Raw genomic sequence first — 18,941 nt, forward strand, 5'->3', positions numbered from 1 at the left:
TCGCGCCTTGAAAGAAGTCTGCCAGGTCTGCCCGTCCAAGCAAAAATGCTGCCCCAACGCTGAGGCGCGCAAGATCACCCGCGAGGAGCACGAAGACGCGCGTCAGGTTGCCAGAGATTTGGCCAAAACTGAAGAATATCAGATTGCGATGAAGCTCAGGAAAAAGGTCGAAATGCTCTTTGCCCACCTCAAACGCATTCTCGGGCTGGGACGACTGCGATTACGCGGCCCATGCGGTGCAAATGACGAATTCCTCCTCGCCGCCACCGCCCAAAACCTCCGCAAACTGGCTAAGATTTTTCCTGCACCGCAGCAAACGCGCAAAGCCTGATAGGAAAGGCGCTCGCGCGCTCTTCAAAGCGCAGCTTTCTGCGAAAGCAACACGCTGTTTTTCCACAGAATCGGCGGAGAACGGGCGTTCGCTACTCTTGCGAACCTGGACGCCATGTAAGCAAAAGCGGACTTGGGTAGCCAGATCCCTCCACATTCTTGCTGCACAAGCTTGCGGAGATTATTAGCTTCGAGAAAAACACAGGAGTTTTCGATCCTGAGCAGTCAGATCGCAAGCCAAGGCAACCTATTCACATCCGATTTTTTGCCCGAATCTATTCAGGACGATTCAGAATGAAATACATGAACGCGCTCGCTGTCGGAAACCCGGTCGCGGAGATCAAGGTTTAGATGGAGAGACGTTCACTCATCGAAGAGCTACACGCTCTCGCGGATGAAGATCCTGCCGCCGCTCTGGCACGGATTCGCGAGCTCGGAGATAGCCCCGAAGAAGCCTTTGCCTCCGCTGCCATCCTCATCGACTGTGGCGGGTACTTAGGCAACTCCATAGCCATTAACAGGGGCGTGGAAATACTGGAAGAGTTGCGCAAGAATGCCGAGCCCGACCCTGGCCTCGCCTACAATCTCGCCAATGGTCTGCAAACCCGCGCACGGCTGGTCTATGGGCCGTGCTCTCCCTATTTTGGCCAGTCTTTTGAGGATCACTTTCAGGCTCGAATTCGCTTCGGGGAGGCGGCTCGATCGCCACATGCACCGTTTGATTTGGCCTCTCAGGCGCTAACCAATATGGGCACGCTCTTGCAGGATACCTCTCGTTGGATTGAGGCATTAGACCACTTTCGAGAAGCCCAAAATGTCTATCCGCAGAACGCCGTAGCAATGCTTAAAGAGCTCACGTTGCTTCAGAAGCTTGGCGAATTGTTCCAGTCAGACCCGCATAGATACCGGTGTTACGGCCATATACCGACGATCGTCGATAGGATACGCACCCTCGCCGGAAACATTGAGCGTAACTTAGGCACGCTCACCGCTTTCTCTGGTACAGCAGCGCTTCTATTCGCACAGCAGCAAATCGCGATGGCAAAGGCGCTTCCTTCCAGTTCACAAGGAACGATCGACAAGCCCTATTTTCAGTTCGTCTCCAAGAATCAACTTGCGTTGTTTTTGCATTGCAGCGCGGAAGGCTTTGAAGCGGGGATTTTCGATGTGCTGACCATCCCGACCATTACGAGAACAATGGATGATGAGGACGGCGTACCTGAAATCTATGCCATGCTGAACGTGATGAAGGCCGATTTTGCTTTTGCCCGGCAGGTCTACTTTGAGGTCCTCGAAGATGACACTGACACGCCCTACTTTGAGACTACGACCCACGGGGACACATTGGATTACGCGCTTTATGGGGTGCGCTATTCGGCACTGACCAGTGCGCAGCGCATCGCCTTCGACATCCTGGACAAAGTTGCAGTCGCCATCGCTTGTTATCTGAAAATACCCAAGGCTCATAAGGTGAGTTTCGCAACGCTCTGGGGACGCACAGAAAAAGGCGGATCGTTTCGGATTCACGATGAAATCGCTCGATGCCTTGCCAAGGGCAATTTCGGCCTGATAGCCCTACACAATATCTTCCATGATATGTCGAGTGATAAAAGCCGAGGTGTCGGCATCATGGAGGCGCACAAGAGCTATCGAAATTCCTCCACCCACCGCTTCACGGTGCTTCATGATTTTGGCAAGCAAGAACGCAAATCCCCTTCGCTCGCAGTGGACCATCAGGACATCATGGAATTTGAGCGGATGACACTGGACTCGCTGAAGCTCGCTCGTTCAGTGATATTCTACTTTGTGGACATGATCATGTTCGCGGAAGCGACCAGGCCAAAGCGCGATGGTGGCATCACAGTCCCAATGTCAGTCCCGGATCATGCATACATTCGCGGCCGGTACGATTGAGCAGCGACGAGTAAAGTAACGGAAAGGCCTGCGCTAATTAAGACTTATGCACACTCACACGGCATTGGCACCTTCAATCGTTTAGAGAGTGAAGATTTATGCTCGGAAATTGAGTAGAGCAACGTATGAATGTCGGTTTTGCGGGCTGCAAAAGCAGCAAGTTGGCTGGTCGGTAAATGTCCGTTGAGGGCCGTTCGAGACTTTGGTCTTTCCTTCGACATAAAGAGCCTGCTCATACGCTCGATGCGGTCTAATATCCGAGAAACTTGTCGACAACGCCTTTCAGGGGCTGACCTGCTTGATGCCGCTTCAGGTTTTCGCAGATTCCAGGCAGGCTCGTTTCTAAACGCGTAATACAGGCGATATGCGGGGTGAGCATGATGCGCGGATCATGCCAGAAGGGGTGCCCCTCGGGCAGAGGTTCCGGCTCGGTAACATCAATGACTGCTGCACGGAGCTTACCTCCGTCGAGCGCTTCGGTCAGAGCCTCATGATCCAACTGCTGACCACGCCCGACATGTACCAGTGCCGCGCCATCAGGTAACTGATTGAACAAGTTTCTGTCCAGTATATTGCGGGTGGATGAGGTCAGAGGAAGCAAACAAACCAAAATATCGGTTTGTCCGAGAAAACGGGGCAAACCGTCGTCTCCGTGGAACGTAGTGACGCCCTCGATCTGATGCGCGCTTCGCGCCCATCCGGAAAGAGCAAACCCAAAGGGCGCGAGGGCTCGAAGTACGCCTTTTCCCAATTCGCCCAAACCCATGAGCCCGACGCGGCGATCACGGGTGAATGGAGGAACTGAGACACGTTCCCACTTCTGCTGGCGCTGGTTGTCGATATAGCCCGGCAGATCGCGGTGCAGGGCAAGAACCGCCATCGTTACATATTCCTGCATCATCGACGTCAGACCCTCATCGACCAGGCGCACGACCGGAACGCTGTCCGGTACTTGGGACATCACAAATTGATCCGCGCCCGCGCCGAGTGAAAAAATCACCTCAAGGTTGGGGTAAGCGGTTTGGATGTCGTCTGGCACTTGCCAAGTCAGCATGTAGCGCACACTGGTTTTTTCATAGGGCTCATCTGAGATCGCTACAGTGACTTCAGGCATGAGATCTGCAAACTTTGTCCGCAGCATTTCGGCCCGAGGGCGGTCCAGATTGGCAAGAAAGGTCAAGAGGGCCTCCGATTGTCAGGCGGGATCGTTGCGCACGTCCAGAGCGTCGCGCAGCCCGTCACCGATAAAGTTGAAACTGGTCACGGCGATGGTAATCGTGATGCCAGGGATGATGGCCAGCCAAGGGGCAGTGGCGAGATATTGTTGTGCGCCATTCAGCATATTGCCCCAACTGGGCAGCGGTGGCTGGATGCCATATCCCAGAAAACTGATATAGGCCTCAAGTAGGATCGCGCGGGCAACGGTCAGCGTCGCCGCCACGATGATGGGGCCCACCATGTTGGGTAGCAGCTCGCGGAACATGATATGGGAATTGCGCAGCCCCAGCATTCGGCCTGCCATGACGAAGTCGCGTTCACGCAGGGACTTCACCTCGGCTTCGACGATCCGCGCAATTTCCATCCAGCTGGTGACGGCAATAATGATCGTGATCATGACTGGGCTTGGATTGATGAAGGCGGCCAAGGCCAACAACAGGAAGATTGAGGGAAAGGCGAGGAAAGCGTCAACGAAGCGCATTAGGGCCGAGTTTACCTTGCCGCCGTAATATCCTGCGACAACGCCAATGACCGTCCCAATCGCGGTCGATAACACCATGGCGAAGAAACCGACCAGCAGTGAAATGCGTCCGGCCATCAACAATCGTGCGGCGATATCACGACCCAAGGGGTCGGTACCGAAATAATGGTCGCCGCTCAGCGGTGGTGAAAAGCGGGCCCGCAAATCAATGTAGAGCTCATCATATGGCAGTAGATACGGCCCAACGATACAGGCCAAGGTGAGAAGAAGCAGCATCACCATGCCCACGATCGCCAGGCGGTGCTGCATGAATCGCTGCACGCCCCGACTGCGCCACCAGCGATGCTTGTGTGTATGGATTTCAACGGCTGTCATTTGACGTATTCCTTCGCAGGTGGTCGCAAGCTCATGCGAGGCGGATCCGCGGGTCAATGGAGGCTGCGACGAGGTCAGCAATCAGATTGCCCAGCAAAACGAGAATGGCGGAGAACATCAGGAGGCCCATGACGACCGGGTAGTCGTTATAACCAAGGCTATCGAGAAATAGCCGCCCCATTCCGGGCCAAGTAAAGACCGTTTCGGTCACCAGGGCGCCACTTAAGAGGTTGGGCAGCTGCATCCCCGCGAGGGTGATCATTGGCAGGAGTGCGTTGCCCACCACATGCTTCATCAGCACGCGGCGTTCGCTGACACCTTTCGCCCGGGCGGTCTTGACGAAATCCTGATTGATCACATCCAATGTCGCGGTGCGCATGTAGCGGCTCCAGATGGCGATATTGACCAAAGCGAGCACGATGCTTGGCAGGATAAGGTGGTGTAGATAGTCGAGCGCAGATCCATCGCCGATCGTGTACATGTTACCAGCTGGGAGCCATCCCAGCTTAAGCGAAAAAACATAGATGCCAACAAGGCCGAACCAGAATGTCGGGATCGACAGAGCAATCATAGCACCGACGGTCGCGGTATAGTCAAACGTGGAGTAGCGGTGCGTCGCACCGCGGATACCGATCCAAGTCCCCAATCCGATCGAAATCACGGTCGAGCTGACCATTAGCAGCAAGGTTGCGAAAAGGTGGCGCCCGATCACCGTCAAAACAGGTTGCTGGTCTCGATAGGAGGTACCCCAATCACCTTGAAGCAGACGCCAGGCCCAATCGAGGTATTGGATCGGCAGCGGCCGATTGAGCCCCATCTGCTCTGCGATACGGTCCATCGTTTCCTGTGTCATGCCGGGGGTCAGCGCGTATTGCGACAAGGGGCCGCCTGGGGTCAGGTGAAGCACCCCGAAACCGATCATCGAGACAATGATCAAAAGTACGATGCTCTGCCAAAGGCGTTTTACGAGAAATCCAGCCATTCTTGAGTTTGCCTTTTCCGCGAGGTGAAAGCGGCGGGGTGCCAGAAACAGCGCCCCGCCAGACGATTACTGGTCCCAGTAGTATTGGGCGGCGTTCCAAGTATCGATGCGCGTATTGATGTTGGCTTCGATCCCTTTCAGCCCTTCTTTGTGACCGCGCACGGTCGCATACTGAAAGAGCGGCAGCAAAGGTAGGTCTTCACGGATGATCTCTTGGACCTGACCATAGATTTCCTTGCGTTTTCCCTGATCAAAAATACGCCCGGCTTCTTCGAGAAGCTTGTCGACCTCTGGGTTTTGATACTGGCCAGTGTTCGACCCGCGCCCGCCTTGGGCAGGGATGGCATCGGAGGCAAAACGTACCGTGACGTCTGCATCCGCGCCGGTCGTGAAAACGATGCCGACGATCACGGAATCGAACTGCGATTGGGTCCAGTATTCTCCCCACATGACCGCTGGTGGCTTGTTTTCGATCGTCATCTCGATCCCGACGTCTCCAAGGGATTGCTGGATGAACTGCTGTGCCTGTTCGCGCAAATGGTTGCCAGAGGTCGTTGAGTTGCTGAAGGACAGACGCACGCCATCCTTTGCACGGATCCCGTCGGCTCCGCGTTCCCATCCTGCGTCGTCCAGCATTTTGTTTGCTGTTTCGGAACTGAACTCGTGTTTGGGCAGGTCGGGATTGTAATAATAGGACTGTTGCGGCAGATAGCTCTCGCTGGGTGTCGGCAAGCCGTAGTAGAGCGCATCAATAATCGTCTGCTTATCGATCGCCGCATAGATCGCCTTGCGCACAGCACTGTCTTGAAACTGAGGCTTTTCGTTGTTCAAAAACACCGATTCAACGGTTGGCGATGGCACAACACTGACTTCTTTCCCGGCCAGGGTCTTTGCTTCGGCATAGTTGTCGGGCGTGATGTATTGGTTACTGATGATGTCGATATCGCCACTCTTGAACTGTGTATAAAGCACAGTCAGATCGGGGATGTATTTGAAGATCAGCCGCTCCACGAAGGGGCCCTCCCCGAAATAATCAGGGTTGGCCACAAGCTCCACATGATCGCCCGCTTTACGGCTGCCCCACTTGAACGCCCCTGTTCCGACGGGCGCCTGGTTAAAGGGCGCTTCGTTTCGGTCTTCCAAGGGCTCAAGGATATGTTTGGGCACCATCATGGTCTCAATGAGAATCGACATATAGGGTGCGAAAGGTTCCTCCATGCGCCATTTGATCTCGGTCGGCGACACCACCTCAATATCGCGCACCAACTCATGGCCTGTGGTCCGCCAACTGCGGAAGTTCGGATCCATGATCAATTCGAGGGTAAATTTCACATCCTCGGCGGTGAAGGGCTCACCGTCATGCCATTTCACGTCGTCGCGCAGCCTGAAGTGCCAGTTTAGTCCGTCTTCAGATAAGCCACCGTTTTCGATCGAAGGAACCTCGGCCGCCAAAGCTGGAATAAATTCACCCTCGGGGCTGATCCGAACCAGACCGTCAAACACAGAGAGCTGGACGCCATCATCGACTTCGATCCGCGGCATGAGCGGATTGAAGACAGTTGGTTCCTGACTGACACCAACCACAATCTGACCGGTAGGTGCTTCAGGACGCGCAGCCAAAGCCGGGTTGACGAATAGATTCGGCGCGAGTGCCCCTGCTGCACCTGTAAGGCCCAGCATCGCGAGCGCCTGTCTGCGGTTCATATTCTTGGTCATTGTTTTCCTCCTCCTTTTAATTTCACTTCACGCTTGCTGCAAAATGTGGTCGTTGCCGGGAATGGCCGCGACCAGTTCGCGCGTGTACGGGTCTTGCGGGGCGTAAAAGATTTGAGACGGCGGTCCGGCTTCAACAATCCGGCCTTTCTGCATCACCAGAAGATCGTCGCAGATTTGGCTGGCGACGCGCAGGTCATGGGTGATAAAGAACATGGCCACTTGGGTCTCACGTTGAATCTTGTCCAGCAGTTTCAGGATCTGTGCTTGGATCGAGACATCGAGTGCAGAAACCGCTTCGTCTGCCACAAGCACATCAGGATCAAACATCAACGCGCGCGCGATACCGACGCGCTGGCGCTGCCCGCCCGAGAACTCATGCGGGTACCGCCCAAACGCTCCGGCGTCCAAGCCCACTTTCTCAAGAATTGTAAGCGCTTTAGCCCTGGCATCAGCTTTTTTCATGCCCTGAGCGATCGGACCTACTGTTACAATATGGCCAATGGTGGAGCGCGGGTTTAGAGAGGCAAAGGGATCCTGAAAGATCATCTGGATCTTTGGCCGCAGAGTGCGGAATTCGCTTTCCTTCATAGAAGCGATGTCTTGTCCCTTGTAAAGAATTCGGCCGCTGTCGCTGTCCAGTAACTTGATCAGCAAGCGACCCAGTGATGTTTTGCCTGAGCCGCTCTCGCCCACAACCCCAAGCGTCCGGCCCCGGCGCAGGGTGAAACTTGCATCCTGCACGGCTTTGACTTCGCGAACGCGGCTAAACCAGCCGCTCCCGCTCCGGTACACCATATTAAGCTTTTCGACTGTCAGCACAGGCTCACCGGTTTCATCTCTATTGTCAGATGCACTTGGGCGGTCTGTCTCCCTGAGACGTGGTACGGCGGCAATGAGGCGCTTGGTGTAGGCGTGCTTGGGCGCAGCAAACACCGTATCGGCAACCCCCTGCTCCACCATGTGGCCCTTTTCCATGACGATCACCCGGTCGGCAATCTCGGCCACAACACCGAAGTCATGGGTAATGAACAGTACGCTCATGCCTTTTTTGCGCTGAATTTTCTGTATCAGTTCGAGAATTTGCGCCTGTGTCGTGACATCCAAGGCAGTGGTGGGCTCATCGGCAATCAATATGTCAGGCTCAAGGGCGAGAGCCATTGCTATCATCACACGCTGGCGCTGTCCGCCAGAAAGACGGAACGGGTATTGATGCAACATCAGTGTCGGATCGGGCAAACCAACCTCGGTCAGCAATTCGAGCGCACGCTCTTCTCGCGTCTCAGTTGTCCCTTCCCCGTGTGCCGCCATAACTTCAACGATTTGATCGCCGACGGTCATCAGCGGGTTGAGAGCCGACAGCGGGTCTTGGAAGATCATTGAAACGACCCGGCCCCGGAGCTTGCGCAAAGCAGGCTCTTCAAGCTTCAGGAGGTTCTGACCCTGAAAAAGGATCTCGCCGGAACTGACATGCATCAAAGGCGGCAGCAGTCCCATCAGCGCGTTGGCGGTTACCGATTTGCCTGACCCAGATTCGCCAATGACGCAGAGGATTTCGCCGCGAGGAAGGTCAAATGAAATATCCTGTACAGCATGTTGGCGCTCCATCCCTTTGGGCAAATCAACCGTAAGATTGCGAACCGACAGCACGGGATCTGACATCGCTGAGTCGGCCCTATTTTTGGAGAATTTGCCTTGTGTTATCACTGCGGCCCGCCCCTGACGTTTTTTCAGTAATGAAATTACAACAACGGCTATAATGAAAAATACGTTTAGTCACGCCTATTTTTTCACTTCTTTCACTTATAAGCTTGCAATGATCCGTTATGCTTTTCATTATTGAAGGCATCAGGTGGCACTTGATCCAGTGTCCGCTAATCTCTGCAAGGGTTGCTCATGACCACATCAAAACCCAGTCCTGAGCCCCCTATTGGGGCAACATTCCGTCGTCAGCGGCATGAAAAGGGCATGTCCCTTCAAGAACTGGCTCGGGAATCGGGTGTGTCAGTAGGTATGATCAGCCAGATTGAACGCGACATTGCAAATCCGTCAATGCGCGTTCTCACAGCATTGCGGCGCGCGCTTAACATGCCGATGCAAGAAATGTTCAGCGACAGCGCTGATGGATTGGATGAAGAGCCTGCCTTCCTCCGTCGCGCTGCAAATCGGCCGCATATTGATCTCGGTTCGCTAAAAAAGGAATTGCTCACCTCAGGAGGAAATCATCATTTGCAGATGATGATCCTGACGATCGCGCCGGAGGCCACCTCAGGCAATACCGCTCTGAGCTACCCCGCAGAGAAAGGAGGGCTGGTTCTCGAAGGAGAACTGACGCTCTTCGTCAACGGCCAAAGCGCCGTACTGCAGGAAGGCGATAGTTTTGTTTTTGACAGTTCGCTGGAACATGGATTCAGGAACGATAGCGACGCGCCGGTCCGCATTCTTTGGGTGATCGGCGCTGTGCAATTTGATCGTCACTTATAACCTCCGCAGGAGCCCCCAAGATGTCCGCCGAAAGCACCAAGTTAAATTGCATGCCATATTGGTGGGATGCCGCGCCTGTCTCATCGTTGCCAGAGGTACCGCTGGATAAGCGTGTCGATGTCGCGATCATTGGCGCGGGGTATGCAGGGCTGACGGCCGGATTGACACTGGCCCGCGCCGGGCGATCGGTAGCTATATATGACAAGCAACACCCTGGCGAAGGCGCCTCCTCCCGCAATGGGGGCATTACCAGCGGCAACATCAGGCTCGATCACGCGACCTTAGTGAGAAAATTTGGCCAAGAGCGCGCTGATGCCATCACACTCGAGGGAAGAGACGCACGGCAGCATCTGTACGAAATGATCACCGCTGAGGGGCTTGATTGCGACTTTGCTCAGGTCGGTCGGTTCGGCGGCGCGCTCGGCGCTGATGACTATGAGCGGATGGCGCGCAATGCCGAGTATTTGGAGCGAAAGTTAGGGGTCGAATCTTACGCTGTCCCGCAATCTGAGCAGCACAAGTATATCGGCACGGACTTCTTTCGGGGCGGTAGTGTGCGCATGGATATTGGCGGCCTTCACCCCGCGAAGTTCATTGCCGAACTGCTGCGAGTGACTCAGGCTGCAGGCGTCGTTGTGCATTCAGACATAGCTGTTGAGAGCATCAAACAGAATACTACGGGCTTTCTTGTGCGCACCGCCCGAGGTCAGGTCTCTGCGCGGCAGGTTCTTGTCTGTACGAATGGCTACACGGATGGAGCCGTGCCTTGGTTGCGCCGTCGCATCGTACCGGTGCGCAGTCGGATCATTGCTACGGAACCTTTGCCGCCTGAATTGATGAACAAACTCATGCCGCGTCGCATGATGTTGAACGACACGCGCACGCTCGGCTTTTACTTTCGTCCCTCCCCGGATGGTACGCGTATCCTGTTTGGTGGACGAGACGGGTCCAACCTTGAGGATCCCACCAAGCCGGTTGCCTATCTACGCCGCAACCTGCTTGACCTCTTCCCCGAACTTGAGCCTTTTGGCATCTCGCATACTTGGTATGGAAAGGTCGCTATGCACCGTGACATGATCCCCCGGATTTTCGAGAGCAAAGGCTTGATCTATGCGACTGGATTTTGCGGTTCCGGGGTTGTCTGGGCGCCTTGGATCGGACGCAAGGCAGCACAGAAGATTCTGGGGAACACTAACGAAGCCCCTTCTGCTTTTGATTTCCAACCGCCAGCGGCCATTCCTTTCTACAATGGCAAGCCGTGGTTTATGCCTTTCTTCATGATGAAATACCGCATGGATGACCGGATTAAGATGCGCCGGGCGGGGCGATAGGATTAGGAGCTCGATAGGGCATCTGCTCCTACGCCAGCTATAAGGGGCCGCCCTGATCTATTAGCGAAGTGCCTCGTGATCTCGCCTCGTGGCAAGGCCTGGGTTCTCAGCAGCAGCTTGTTGTCGGTGGTCTCGAAGACGTTCAAGGCGGAAATGTTGGCGAGGATGGTGCCGGTGCGATCACGCAAAATCTGTTAGCCCTCGGAGGTGCGCAGAAGATCACATTTGACCTTAAGCTACTGCCCCCTGAGACGTTCGAAACTTTGCTCGGTCAGATGGCGCCTTACTGACCGAAAACTCCTGCAGTCCACTTCAAGTACGGCTCAACACTGCGCGAAAATCTGCAGGCTGGGGTATCTCGGGGCCGCGACTTCAAGCCCCCCCACTATTGGCAGGCCAAATGCTTAGCTCGGGGTGAAGAGTTATTCGAAGCCGCCGTCTGAAATTGCTCGCTGATGACCCTGTCAAAGCTTATCAAGCAGGTGGTAGGGCGCATTGCGCACTGCCGCGTCCACATCGATATCCGGTCTCTTTTTGCGTTTGGGTATGATTGCAAGCAGGCTTCCGACAATGACCAGTACGCTGGTCCCAATCAGACCAAAGCTGGTTAGTTCTTCGCTTGTAATGGATTCGAGCATCTTGTTTCTCTACCATATCCGTATGCGTGTATGAGGATCATCATAGCACAAACTGTTCGATGCTACCAACGATCCAGTTGATGGCTGAAGCCCTCACAACTGACTGATGACTGTAACAGCGCTACAGTACTTGACCCGATGCCTTATGTTGGGTCACGCCTTCTTGCTCCACCAGAAAGACCTCTATGGGATCAAGACCACCATCTGAAATCATACCCTGCAGTTCACTGATGCCCGCAGAGGCCTCACGAGGTACAAATAGCCACACGCTAAGCCCCTTTGATTGCCAGAGAAGAAATGAGCCAAGCAGTTCGAGCAAGCGCTTCATCGAGGGTTGAGAGGGGAAAGCCTTGACTTCAACTGCAATCTTCGGGGTGCCGCTATCTGAGATAACAAAATCGCATTTCGGCCGGATTTCGGACCCGCTTCTAACCTCCATTTTTGGTAAGAGCCCCCGCTCATTGAGCAGTGGGCTCAGTAGCGTCTGAACACGGGATTCCAGATCTGGCGTCCGAGGGACCTTCTGCTGATGGGGACTGACCGCCGCCTTCTTGTATGAGCTGGCCACTGCTTCGCTTGCAGGCCGATACCGGCCCTCCCTCACCTCGTCCAAAATCTCGGTGAGCTCTCGACCAGTCAACTTCCCGTCAAAAACCGCAGCTGCCATATTTTTTGCTCGTTCGGGGTCGAGTCGATAGATGGCGCGCATCTGTAACGCCTGCGTCAGCGGGAACCTTTTAGGTGGGGAGGCAAGCAATTCTGGGTAAAAGTCTTCCACCCAAGCTGTCGCATCTATTATCTTTCTGATCGTATGGACGCTTTTTCCATGTTTGGCAGCGAATTCCTCCAACGCATCGGCTGCATATAAACTCCGCGAATCACCATGAATACGCGCCGCGCTCAGCGCAGATCCTCCTATGGTCAGCCAGTGGCTGCCGCCTACCGAGGAAGGTTTTTTCTTTTTACTTTTCAAGGCCTTCAACTAACCCTCTTCCCTTATGATTATTATAAGTGTAATAGTTATAGATAGTCGGGACGATTGATAGGTGACCTAAAATCGCCCGATCAATTTCCCAACGCTACTAAGTCGACCCATTATTCTCGCATGAGACAACGCTCCTCGTTAAAAAGGACTAAAAATGCAGTATGATGACCACATTCATAACGAGCCTGCTCGCACGATCTACACCCGCGGTCTGCAAAAGAAGGTGAACCGTCAGGCCTGCCGAAAGGCAGCCGGTATTGTCGACACTGAATGCAACGGTGAATCCATCATAGTCGTGGCAGCTGAAGTAGACCCCAGGGTTCGTCGGCTCGCCGCTCAACCCATCACCTTTGATCTCAACACAGGCGAAACCTTCTCGAAGAAGAGTGATCTGAAAGAAGCGGTACTCGGGACGCGCTACAAGCCTTGGACCTACACGCCTGACTTCATATTCCAGCTTGTGAACGGGCAATACGTCTACGTCGAAGGGAAACATAGCCTCTGGCTCCGCAGCAACCCCGAGTTTTCGCGCGTAGCCAGAGCAATGGGAGAACTGGGTCATCGGCTCATTCTGGTACCTGAGACCACGTTCACTCGGGCTCACCACCACAATCTGCGAATTCTTCGAACACTTCAGACCCGACACTTAACGCCAGAGAGACATGCTTGGATCGACACTCAGTTCCCGCAAAGCCTTTCATTCGGCGAGGCGCGGCGGTCCTTCGGCGTGACAGGTTCGGAAATCTGTGCGGCTCTCTTCGAAGGACTTATCGCAACCGACCTCTCCCTCACAGCTCTCGGCGATCGAACCAAGCTCGTTCGCGCCGACGGTGATGTATCGCATCTTCAGGTCCTACCGCTATGAACCAATTGCAGGCATATGACGGCCGCTATCTGCGGGACGGCGAGACACTGTACCGAGTGATAGGGCGTGTCCAAGGAAAGCCGGCTGTCATCCTCGATTTGAACGGGACGCAGACAGAGATCACCCTTGAAGAATTTCATCGGCAGATCACAAAAGGAAATGTGTCAGAGGGACAAGATCCGATATTCTGTGACAGGATAATGAGCATCCATGAAACTTCGGAAGCGGCTTTCCGTAGGTGTATACTCGAACTGGTCCAGAAGTATCAAAACCAGGGCCTGAAGTGGCCGGATATAATGGACGCGATAGAAAATTACCTGCAGAGCGATCCGCGATTCTCTCCACGCGCATCGGCTCTTCCTTCGGTAAGGGCGGTTCAAAACTGGCGCAAGAATTTCGTGTCGAAAGGAAGTCTTGGCCTGATCGACAACCGCTTCCAGTCCGGGAACAAAGTGGCTCGCTACGATGACTTATTCAAGGAGATCGTCCTCGAGCTCCTGGAAGAGGCCTATCTTTCCTCCGACCGTATGACGATGACCGACTTGGTGAGAACATCGCGGGTGCGATATTTAGCAAAATGCTCTGAACTGCCGGATGTTGAAGCGGGCAATCACGGCTGGAAAGCTGTAGAATCTATACTTAAAAATTACGTTCCGCATTCCGATGTTCTGAAATCGAGACTGGGCAAGAAAGCAGCTCGAAAAGCCCTTCTTCAAGCTGGCCGCTTTCAAAAAATCGAACACGCCTACGATCGCCTTGAGATTGATTCCACACAGGCCGATATCTTCGTTATCTACGATGGTAAACTGATCAGACCATGGATCACGATGGCAGTCGATGCGGCGACCGGGTTCATCGTCGGACTTGTGGTTTCGTTAGGAAACCCCACCGGTCTGACAACTGCGACAGTTCTTTACGAGGCAATGACAGGCAATGACGAGGCATTTTTCGATCGCTTCGGTATCAGGAACCGGGTGATCGTGGCGGGCCATCCGCTGACCGTAGTGGCAGACCAAGGCTCCGAAAATTCAGGCAGCATTATCAATAGGCTCCTATCAACAACAGCCATTGAGCTGCAAAAGAACATTCCAGGACATCCTGAGAAAAAGCCATTCGTCGAGCGCGCTATGTCGACGCTCAAAAATTTCGTGACCAAGCTTGAAGGTGCAACACAAACCAGGGAGATGTCCTCCTTGGAACGCTATGACCGGGCAAAGGCAGAGGCATGCTGGACCTTCGAGGAGTTCGTCCAAAAGGTTCAAGTGTGGCGATACGACGTTTACGGCGTCACCCCGCGCCGGCGTGTGCAATCGCCGCTGAAGCGCCGAGAAAGTCCAATCGAGAGCTGGCAACGTCTTTTAACTAAAGACTACGTTCCAGACCCCCCGAGTAAAGATGTTCTTACTCAGATATTCTTCCACCACGCGGAGAAAAGAACCCTCCACCAATACGGAATCGAGGTGGGATACGTTCAGTATTCCTCAAGGGAACTTGAGATGTTGGAGAAAGACACGAAAGGTAAATTGGTAGTCGAGGTTCGCATCAATCCCGCTGACATCCGGGCGATAATTGTCTCTCATCCGGTATCTGGAGAAGGACTTTATGTCCCCTGCAAGGACCCCGACATGCCTGCAATTTCCGTTGCAGAACGGGACCGTATCATTGCCCTTAATCGGCGTGATCCCGACGACTACCTCGCTGCGTCTGAAGTCCTCGCGGCCCTCGTGGCGGGCAAGCATCACAAGCCGTCCAAAGCAACGACCAAGGCGCGCAAAGAGCGCCATGAGGCCCAACGCAAGCGTCGTGATGCTGAGATCACTGATCGCAGCAGCGGCTCGAATGGCCCATTGGCGGAAGGCATTGTCACCCCTCCTTCAATAACGGTGTTCGCCCCAAAGCGGCGTAACCGGATTTCCACACGAGGAGGGTCGACGTGAAGGAGCATACTCTAAAGGGCCTGGAGATTTCACACGCTCGCTATGACAAAGCACTTAATCAAATGCTTGAGGCAATTGAACTGGCGGGATCGGATGGCATATGCATCCCGTTTCTTGGCCCGTCACGCGTAGGGAAATCCGATACATTGTTAGCGGTTCACAAACGGTTGTCGAAGGACAGAGCCGGACCTGGCTACATGATACCAACACCTGACTTTCTTTTGGGTGAAGTATCGCCAAAGCCGAACGATACAGAACTCTACGCATCTGTCATTCGGACCATGGGAGATGTTGGAGCGAATCCAAAACTCCCCCTTTTGCGGGACAGGATGTATAAACTTCTTGAACAGCGCGACATTCGGATTGTGGCGCTTGACGAGTGCAGTCACTGCGCCGAGCCCGGCGCCAACCTTACCCGCCGCGCCGCTGCCGATCACTTTAAATCCATCATTGATCGGTCAGGTGTAGTTCTTATTCTGATGGGCCTACCAAAGTTCCAGCGTCTTATCGATGAGAACGAGCAGTTCGCGGCCCGATCTATGGCTACAATCGAGCTCCACCCTTACCGTTGGACGAACGCCAGCGACCGGAACGAGTTTGCCACGGTAATTTACACCATTTTCGACTATCTTAACGATCTCGACTTTTCACTCGAGTTTGATTGGAACGATATGACCCGCCGCCTCTTCGCAGCTACTGGAGGCCGCGTCGGCATGGTGATTGAGCTGCTCGAGATCGCTATTCGAAAGGCCGCTGGGTCTAAGGTATTGGCTCTATCAGATATAGGGACGGCAGCCCGCGTAAGACTTCAGGGGCTGTCTCGTCTTGCACCGATCTTCGACCCCGACCCTCCGCAAGATGACGTTCTCCTACGATCTTACGCCAAAGTCATGAGGGACGCAGGATTGCAGTTGCCCAATCCGAATTCGTCGCTTGAGCTCGACGCTTTCCGACATGCAGACGAAGAGGCGCTGACAGAATGACCCCCTGCAAAGACGAGAGTCTCCTCGGCTACATCAAGCGGCGCTCGGATGCGGAAGGCTTCCCTGAGGCAGGGGGGTTCCTGACGATGCTCGGGCAGACTTATGGGCGCACTACAGTCGAGGAGCCCCAACGCTTGGCTGCGGATCTCGATCTCGATTTGGCAACTCTGGAGCAGATCCTGCCTGGCACGCGCCCGGAAGATGCTGCCCTCGACTGGGCATTCCATCGAATGCACCGCGACCCGGTTTGCCCGAAGTGTATTGCCGGTCGTCAACCTCGGCGAAAAGAGTGGCGGCACGCTTTGGTTACGACATGTGCCGAGCACGCATGCCAGCTTATCGATGAATGTCCTGGTTGCGGTGACGCTTTGACACTGCTCGGTGACGGGTATGCAGGCTGCCTGTGCGGCGCCTCCTATGGAGAGGCGAATGCTGTGCCGGGCAGCGCATTCGAGATCGAAATTGCCAGGATGATAGGGGGGTGCTCGGGTCACTTCGCTGGAAATGACGTTGGCCCTGACGAGGGCCTACACACTGCTCGTACCGTGTGGTTTCTGTCCGCCAACATGGCTCGGGCACGGACTGGTAAGGAAGGCAAGGCAACCTACCCCAAAACCCTTGCAGAAGCTCGCAAGCGCCTGACGCCTATCGAGCCGCTACTTCTCGATTGGCCGAAAGCATTCGACGATCATGTAGTGCAGAGGTGGAATACCCCGGGTGCGGAAGGAATGACCGCCGCTGTTCGCTTGGGTGCATGGTATCGCGGCTTGCTCAACCAGAAAGGCCTGCTGGCTGAGACATTGCGATCTCAGTGCCTCTTCGTCGTCAGCACCATATGTGGTGACGCATACAAAACTGGTCGGCGCCATGAAGGCTCCGAATGGGTGAGCGCAGCCCACGGTGGAGATATTTTGGGCATACGCAGCGAGAGGATTGTTGAGGCAGTCCGGGGCGGAACTCTGCTGGGCTCGCAAGGAAGATCGGGCACGGGCCACCTCCATACGATCGTTAGAATGCAGGATATCGAAGAGGTTCGTGGACTGCGAGCCCGGGCCGCGTCCAAGGAAAAGGTTCGGAACACACTTGGTGTTTCGAGAAAGCAGTTCGAGCTTATGGAGGAGGCAGAGTTCTTCGGGACAGGGTGCAGAATGCCGGCGCATCCTTGCATTGATGGGGATTTCGACCTCGAATATATCCGCACTGCGACGGATCGTATCCGACACGAGGCCGTTAACCAAATTGTCGAAGCCGATGCGCTGGTTGCCTTTCGGAAGATCAGTCTGCGCAGAACGACAGACCGATCCGCGATTCTAAAGATCTATCGCCTGATCGCTGACCAAGAGCTTCGAGCCGCGAAATTCGGTGAAGATGATAGCCTTGGCGACGCTCTCTTCAGCGCAGCGGAGATCGACCGTGTTTTGCAAAAACATGGAGGTGCTCGCGCATGGACTGCCGGAGAGGTTGCGGCATTCTCAGGTTGGAAATCAGAATGCGTCACCGGATGGTGCGAGCAAGGTTTGCTTCAGGCGACTCGAGGGAAACGGGGATCGTTAGTCGTCTGGCAAATTTCTGAGGGCGCGCTCGCGCAGTTCCGTCGTAAATTCCAGGTGGTCTCGGACTTGGCAAGGGAAGGCAAAACAACCTCACGAAAGCTCCTCGCTTCCTTCGCAGATCGCGGGGTCTCATCGCTCGGGTCTCAGCCAGCAGGAACTTCATCCCGCGGACATCTGATCCGGACCGGTGACATCGCACGCATGATTGCGCTTTCACCAACCTGACCAACACTCCTGCTCAAGCACGATATATAAGCCGCCAAGGGATCCCTTGGCGGCTTTCAACGTTTCTGATCGCTGGACTACCGTTCGAAGTCAAAGTATAAAATGTTAGTCGGTAGCCGACCCTGAGCGTCATATTTGACGCGCAATATTGTGGGCAAAACGCGCAATTCTTTGGGCGAATGGAACGCAAACTATTGGGCCTGAACCGACGAATTTATCTAATAATTAGAGATACAGTGCGCACGATTACGCGGTGTCCTACAGGGGTGTAGGTGAGCGCATATTTTTTCGCGGTGCGCATATTTTTTCGCGCCGCGAGAAGACTTTTTCTATTGAAAATTTAATAATTTCATTGCGTTACCTGTGCGGCCCCGCAGTGAGGTTCGTTGGAGACCTTGGGGTGTTGATTGTCACTGAGAACTGACCCGGTAGCCCCATAAATTGTCACTGAGAATTGACCCATGTGAACACACTTCCCCGACGGTTTTGGTTGGGGGGATTTGGAGTGATCGACATGGGATTTTTGAGTGTCATTCGACGCTGGGCATTGCGTGACAAGATGCCAATCAGGGAGATTGCCCGGCGGACGGGTTTGTCTCGGAACACGATAAAGAAGTATCTGCGTGAAGGTGCGGTGGAACCGCAGTTCAAGACGCCCAAGCGTCCAAGCAAGCTGGATCCCTATTCGGATCGGCTGTCAGCCTGGCTTTTAATCCAGACGCGGAAGTCACGCAAAGAGCGGCGGACAGTGAAGCAAATGCATGCTGATCTGGTGAAGCTGGGATATGATGGCTCCTATGAACGCGTAGCAGCTTTCGCCCGGGCATGGCGTGAAGATCGGCATCGAGCGGAACAGACGACGGGGCGCGGCACCTACGTGCCTTTGGTGTTCGCGCCCGGCGAAGCCTTCCAATTCGATTGGAGCGA

Annotated in this window: 16 protein-coding genes; 9 read left to right on the forward strand and 7 right to left on the reverse strand. The window is 54.5% G+C overall.

The features are described from left to right. A partial coding sequence (locus A3722_RS08890; RefSeq protein ID WP_150120461.1) for a transposase occupies positions 1–331 on the forward strand: 331 nt, incomplete at its 5' end. Positions 332–681: 350 nt separating this feature from the next. Next, positions 682–2,244 (forward strand): LA2681 family HEPN domain-containing protein, encoded by a 1,563-nt coding sequence (locus tag A3722_RS08900; protein ID WP_067625432.1) that lies wholly within the window; start codon positions 682–684, stop codon positions 2,242–2,244. 250 nt (positions 2,245–2,494) lie between these two features. Here A3722_RS08900 and A3722_RS08905 read toward each other — a convergent pair whose 3' ends face one another. The 5 genes from A3722_RS08905 to A3722_RS08925 all read right to left on the reverse strand — a co-directional run bounded on the left by A3722_RS08905 (position 2,495) and on the right by A3722_RS08925 (position 8,675). Next, positions 2,495–3,424, reverse strand: coding sequence for a 2-hydroxyacid dehydrogenase (locus A3722_RS08905; protein ID WP_067625434.1), 930 nt, complete (start codon positions 3,422–3,424; stop codon positions 2,495–2,497). A gap of 15 nt (positions 3,425–3,439) precedes the next feature. Beyond that, positions 3,440–4,318 (reverse strand): ABC transporter permease, encoded by an 879-nt coding sequence (locus A3722_RS08910; RefSeq protein WP_067625437.1) that lies wholly within the window; start codon positions 4,316–4,318, stop codon positions 3,440–3,442. 31 nt (positions 4,319–4,349) lie between these two features. After that, positions 4,350–5,300: an ABC transporter permease gene (locus A3722_RS08915; protein WP_067625440.1), complete on the reverse strand. Its 951-nt coding sequence runs from the start codon at positions 5,298–5,300 to the stop codon at positions 4,350–4,352. 66 nt (positions 5,301–5,366) lie between these two features. After that, a complete protein-coding gene (locus A3722_RS08920) occupies positions 5,367–7,016 on the reverse strand; it encodes a peptide ABC transporter substrate-binding protein (protein WP_067625444.1) in 1,650 nt (549 codons plus the stop codon). 27 nt (positions 7,017–7,043) lie between these two features. Beyond that, positions 7,044–8,675, reverse strand: coding sequence for an ABC transporter ATP-binding protein (locus A3722_RS08925; protein WP_067625446.1), 1,632 nt, complete (start codon positions 8,673–8,675; stop codon positions 7,044–7,046). 234 nt (positions 8,676–8,909) lie between these two features. On the opposite strand from A3722_RS08925, the gene A3722_RS08930 reads away from it, so the two are divergent. Next, positions 8,910–9,497 (forward strand): helix-turn-helix domain-containing protein, encoded by a 588-nt coding sequence (locus A3722_RS08930; protein WP_067625450.1) that lies wholly within the window; start codon positions 8,910–8,912, stop codon positions 9,495–9,497. A gap of 20 nt (positions 9,498–9,517) precedes the next feature. Beyond that, complete coding sequence (locus A3722_RS08935) at positions 9,518–10,828, forward strand: NAD(P)/FAD-dependent oxidoreductase (RefSeq protein WP_067625453.1); 1,311 nt, start codon at positions 9,518–9,520, stop codon at positions 10,826–10,828. 464 nt (positions 10,829–11,292) lie between these two features. On the opposite strand, the gene A3722_RS24280 is transcribed toward A3722_RS08935, so the two are convergent. Continuing rightward, complete coding sequence (locus A3722_RS24280) at positions 11,293–11,466, reverse strand: hypothetical protein (RefSeq protein WP_161487387.1); 174 nt, start codon at positions 11,464–11,466, stop codon at positions 11,293–11,295. A gap of 121 nt (positions 11,467–11,587) precedes the next feature. Next, positions 11,588–12,448 (reverse strand): hypothetical protein, encoded by an 861-nt coding sequence (locus A3722_RS08945; RefSeq protein ID WP_067625459.1) that lies wholly within the window; start codon positions 12,446–12,448, stop codon positions 11,588–11,590. Between the two features lie 157 nt (positions 12,449–12,605). Between A3722_RS08945 and A3722_RS08950 the strand changes: the two genes are divergently transcribed. The 5 genes from A3722_RS08950 to A3722_RS08970 all read left to right on the forward strand — a co-directional run. Continuing rightward, entirely contained in the window at positions 12,606–13,316 is a 711-nt protein-coding gene (locus A3722_RS08950; RefSeq protein WP_067625463.1) for a hypothetical protein, read from the forward strand. Next, the gene (locus A3722_RS08955) at positions 13,313–15,253 is read left to right on the forward strand and encodes a Mu transposase C-terminal domain-containing protein (RefSeq protein ID WP_067625464.1); all 1,941 of its coding nucleotides are present in this window, start codon (positions 13,313–13,315) and stop codon (positions 15,251–15,253) included. Before A3722_RS08950 ends, A3722_RS08955 begins: the two co-directional genes overlap by 4 nt. Then, positions 15,250–16,236 (forward strand): TniB family NTP-binding protein, encoded by a 987-nt coding sequence (locus tag A3722_RS08960; RefSeq protein WP_067625467.1) that lies wholly within the window; start codon positions 15,250–15,252, stop codon positions 16,234–16,236. The genes A3722_RS08955 and A3722_RS08960 overlap by 4 nt, the downstream gene beginning before the upstream one ends. Beyond that, positions 16,233–18,014, forward strand: a complete 1,782-nt coding sequence (locus A3722_RS08965) for a TniQ family protein (RefSeq protein WP_067625469.1) — start codon at positions 16,233–16,235, stop codon at positions 18,012–18,014. Before A3722_RS08960 ends, A3722_RS08965 begins: the two co-directional genes overlap by 4 nt. Positions 18,015–18,528: 514 nt before the next feature. Then, on the forward strand, positions 18,529–18,941 hold a 413-nt coding region (locus A3722_RS08970), incomplete at its 3' end, for a helix-turn-helix domain-containing protein (RefSeq protein WP_150120462.1).

Source organism: Sulfitobacter sp. HI0027 (assembly GCF_001634775.1).
Taxonomy (GTDB): Bacteria; Pseudomonadota; Alphaproteobacteria; order Rhodobacterales; family Rhodobacteraceae; genus Sulfitobacter.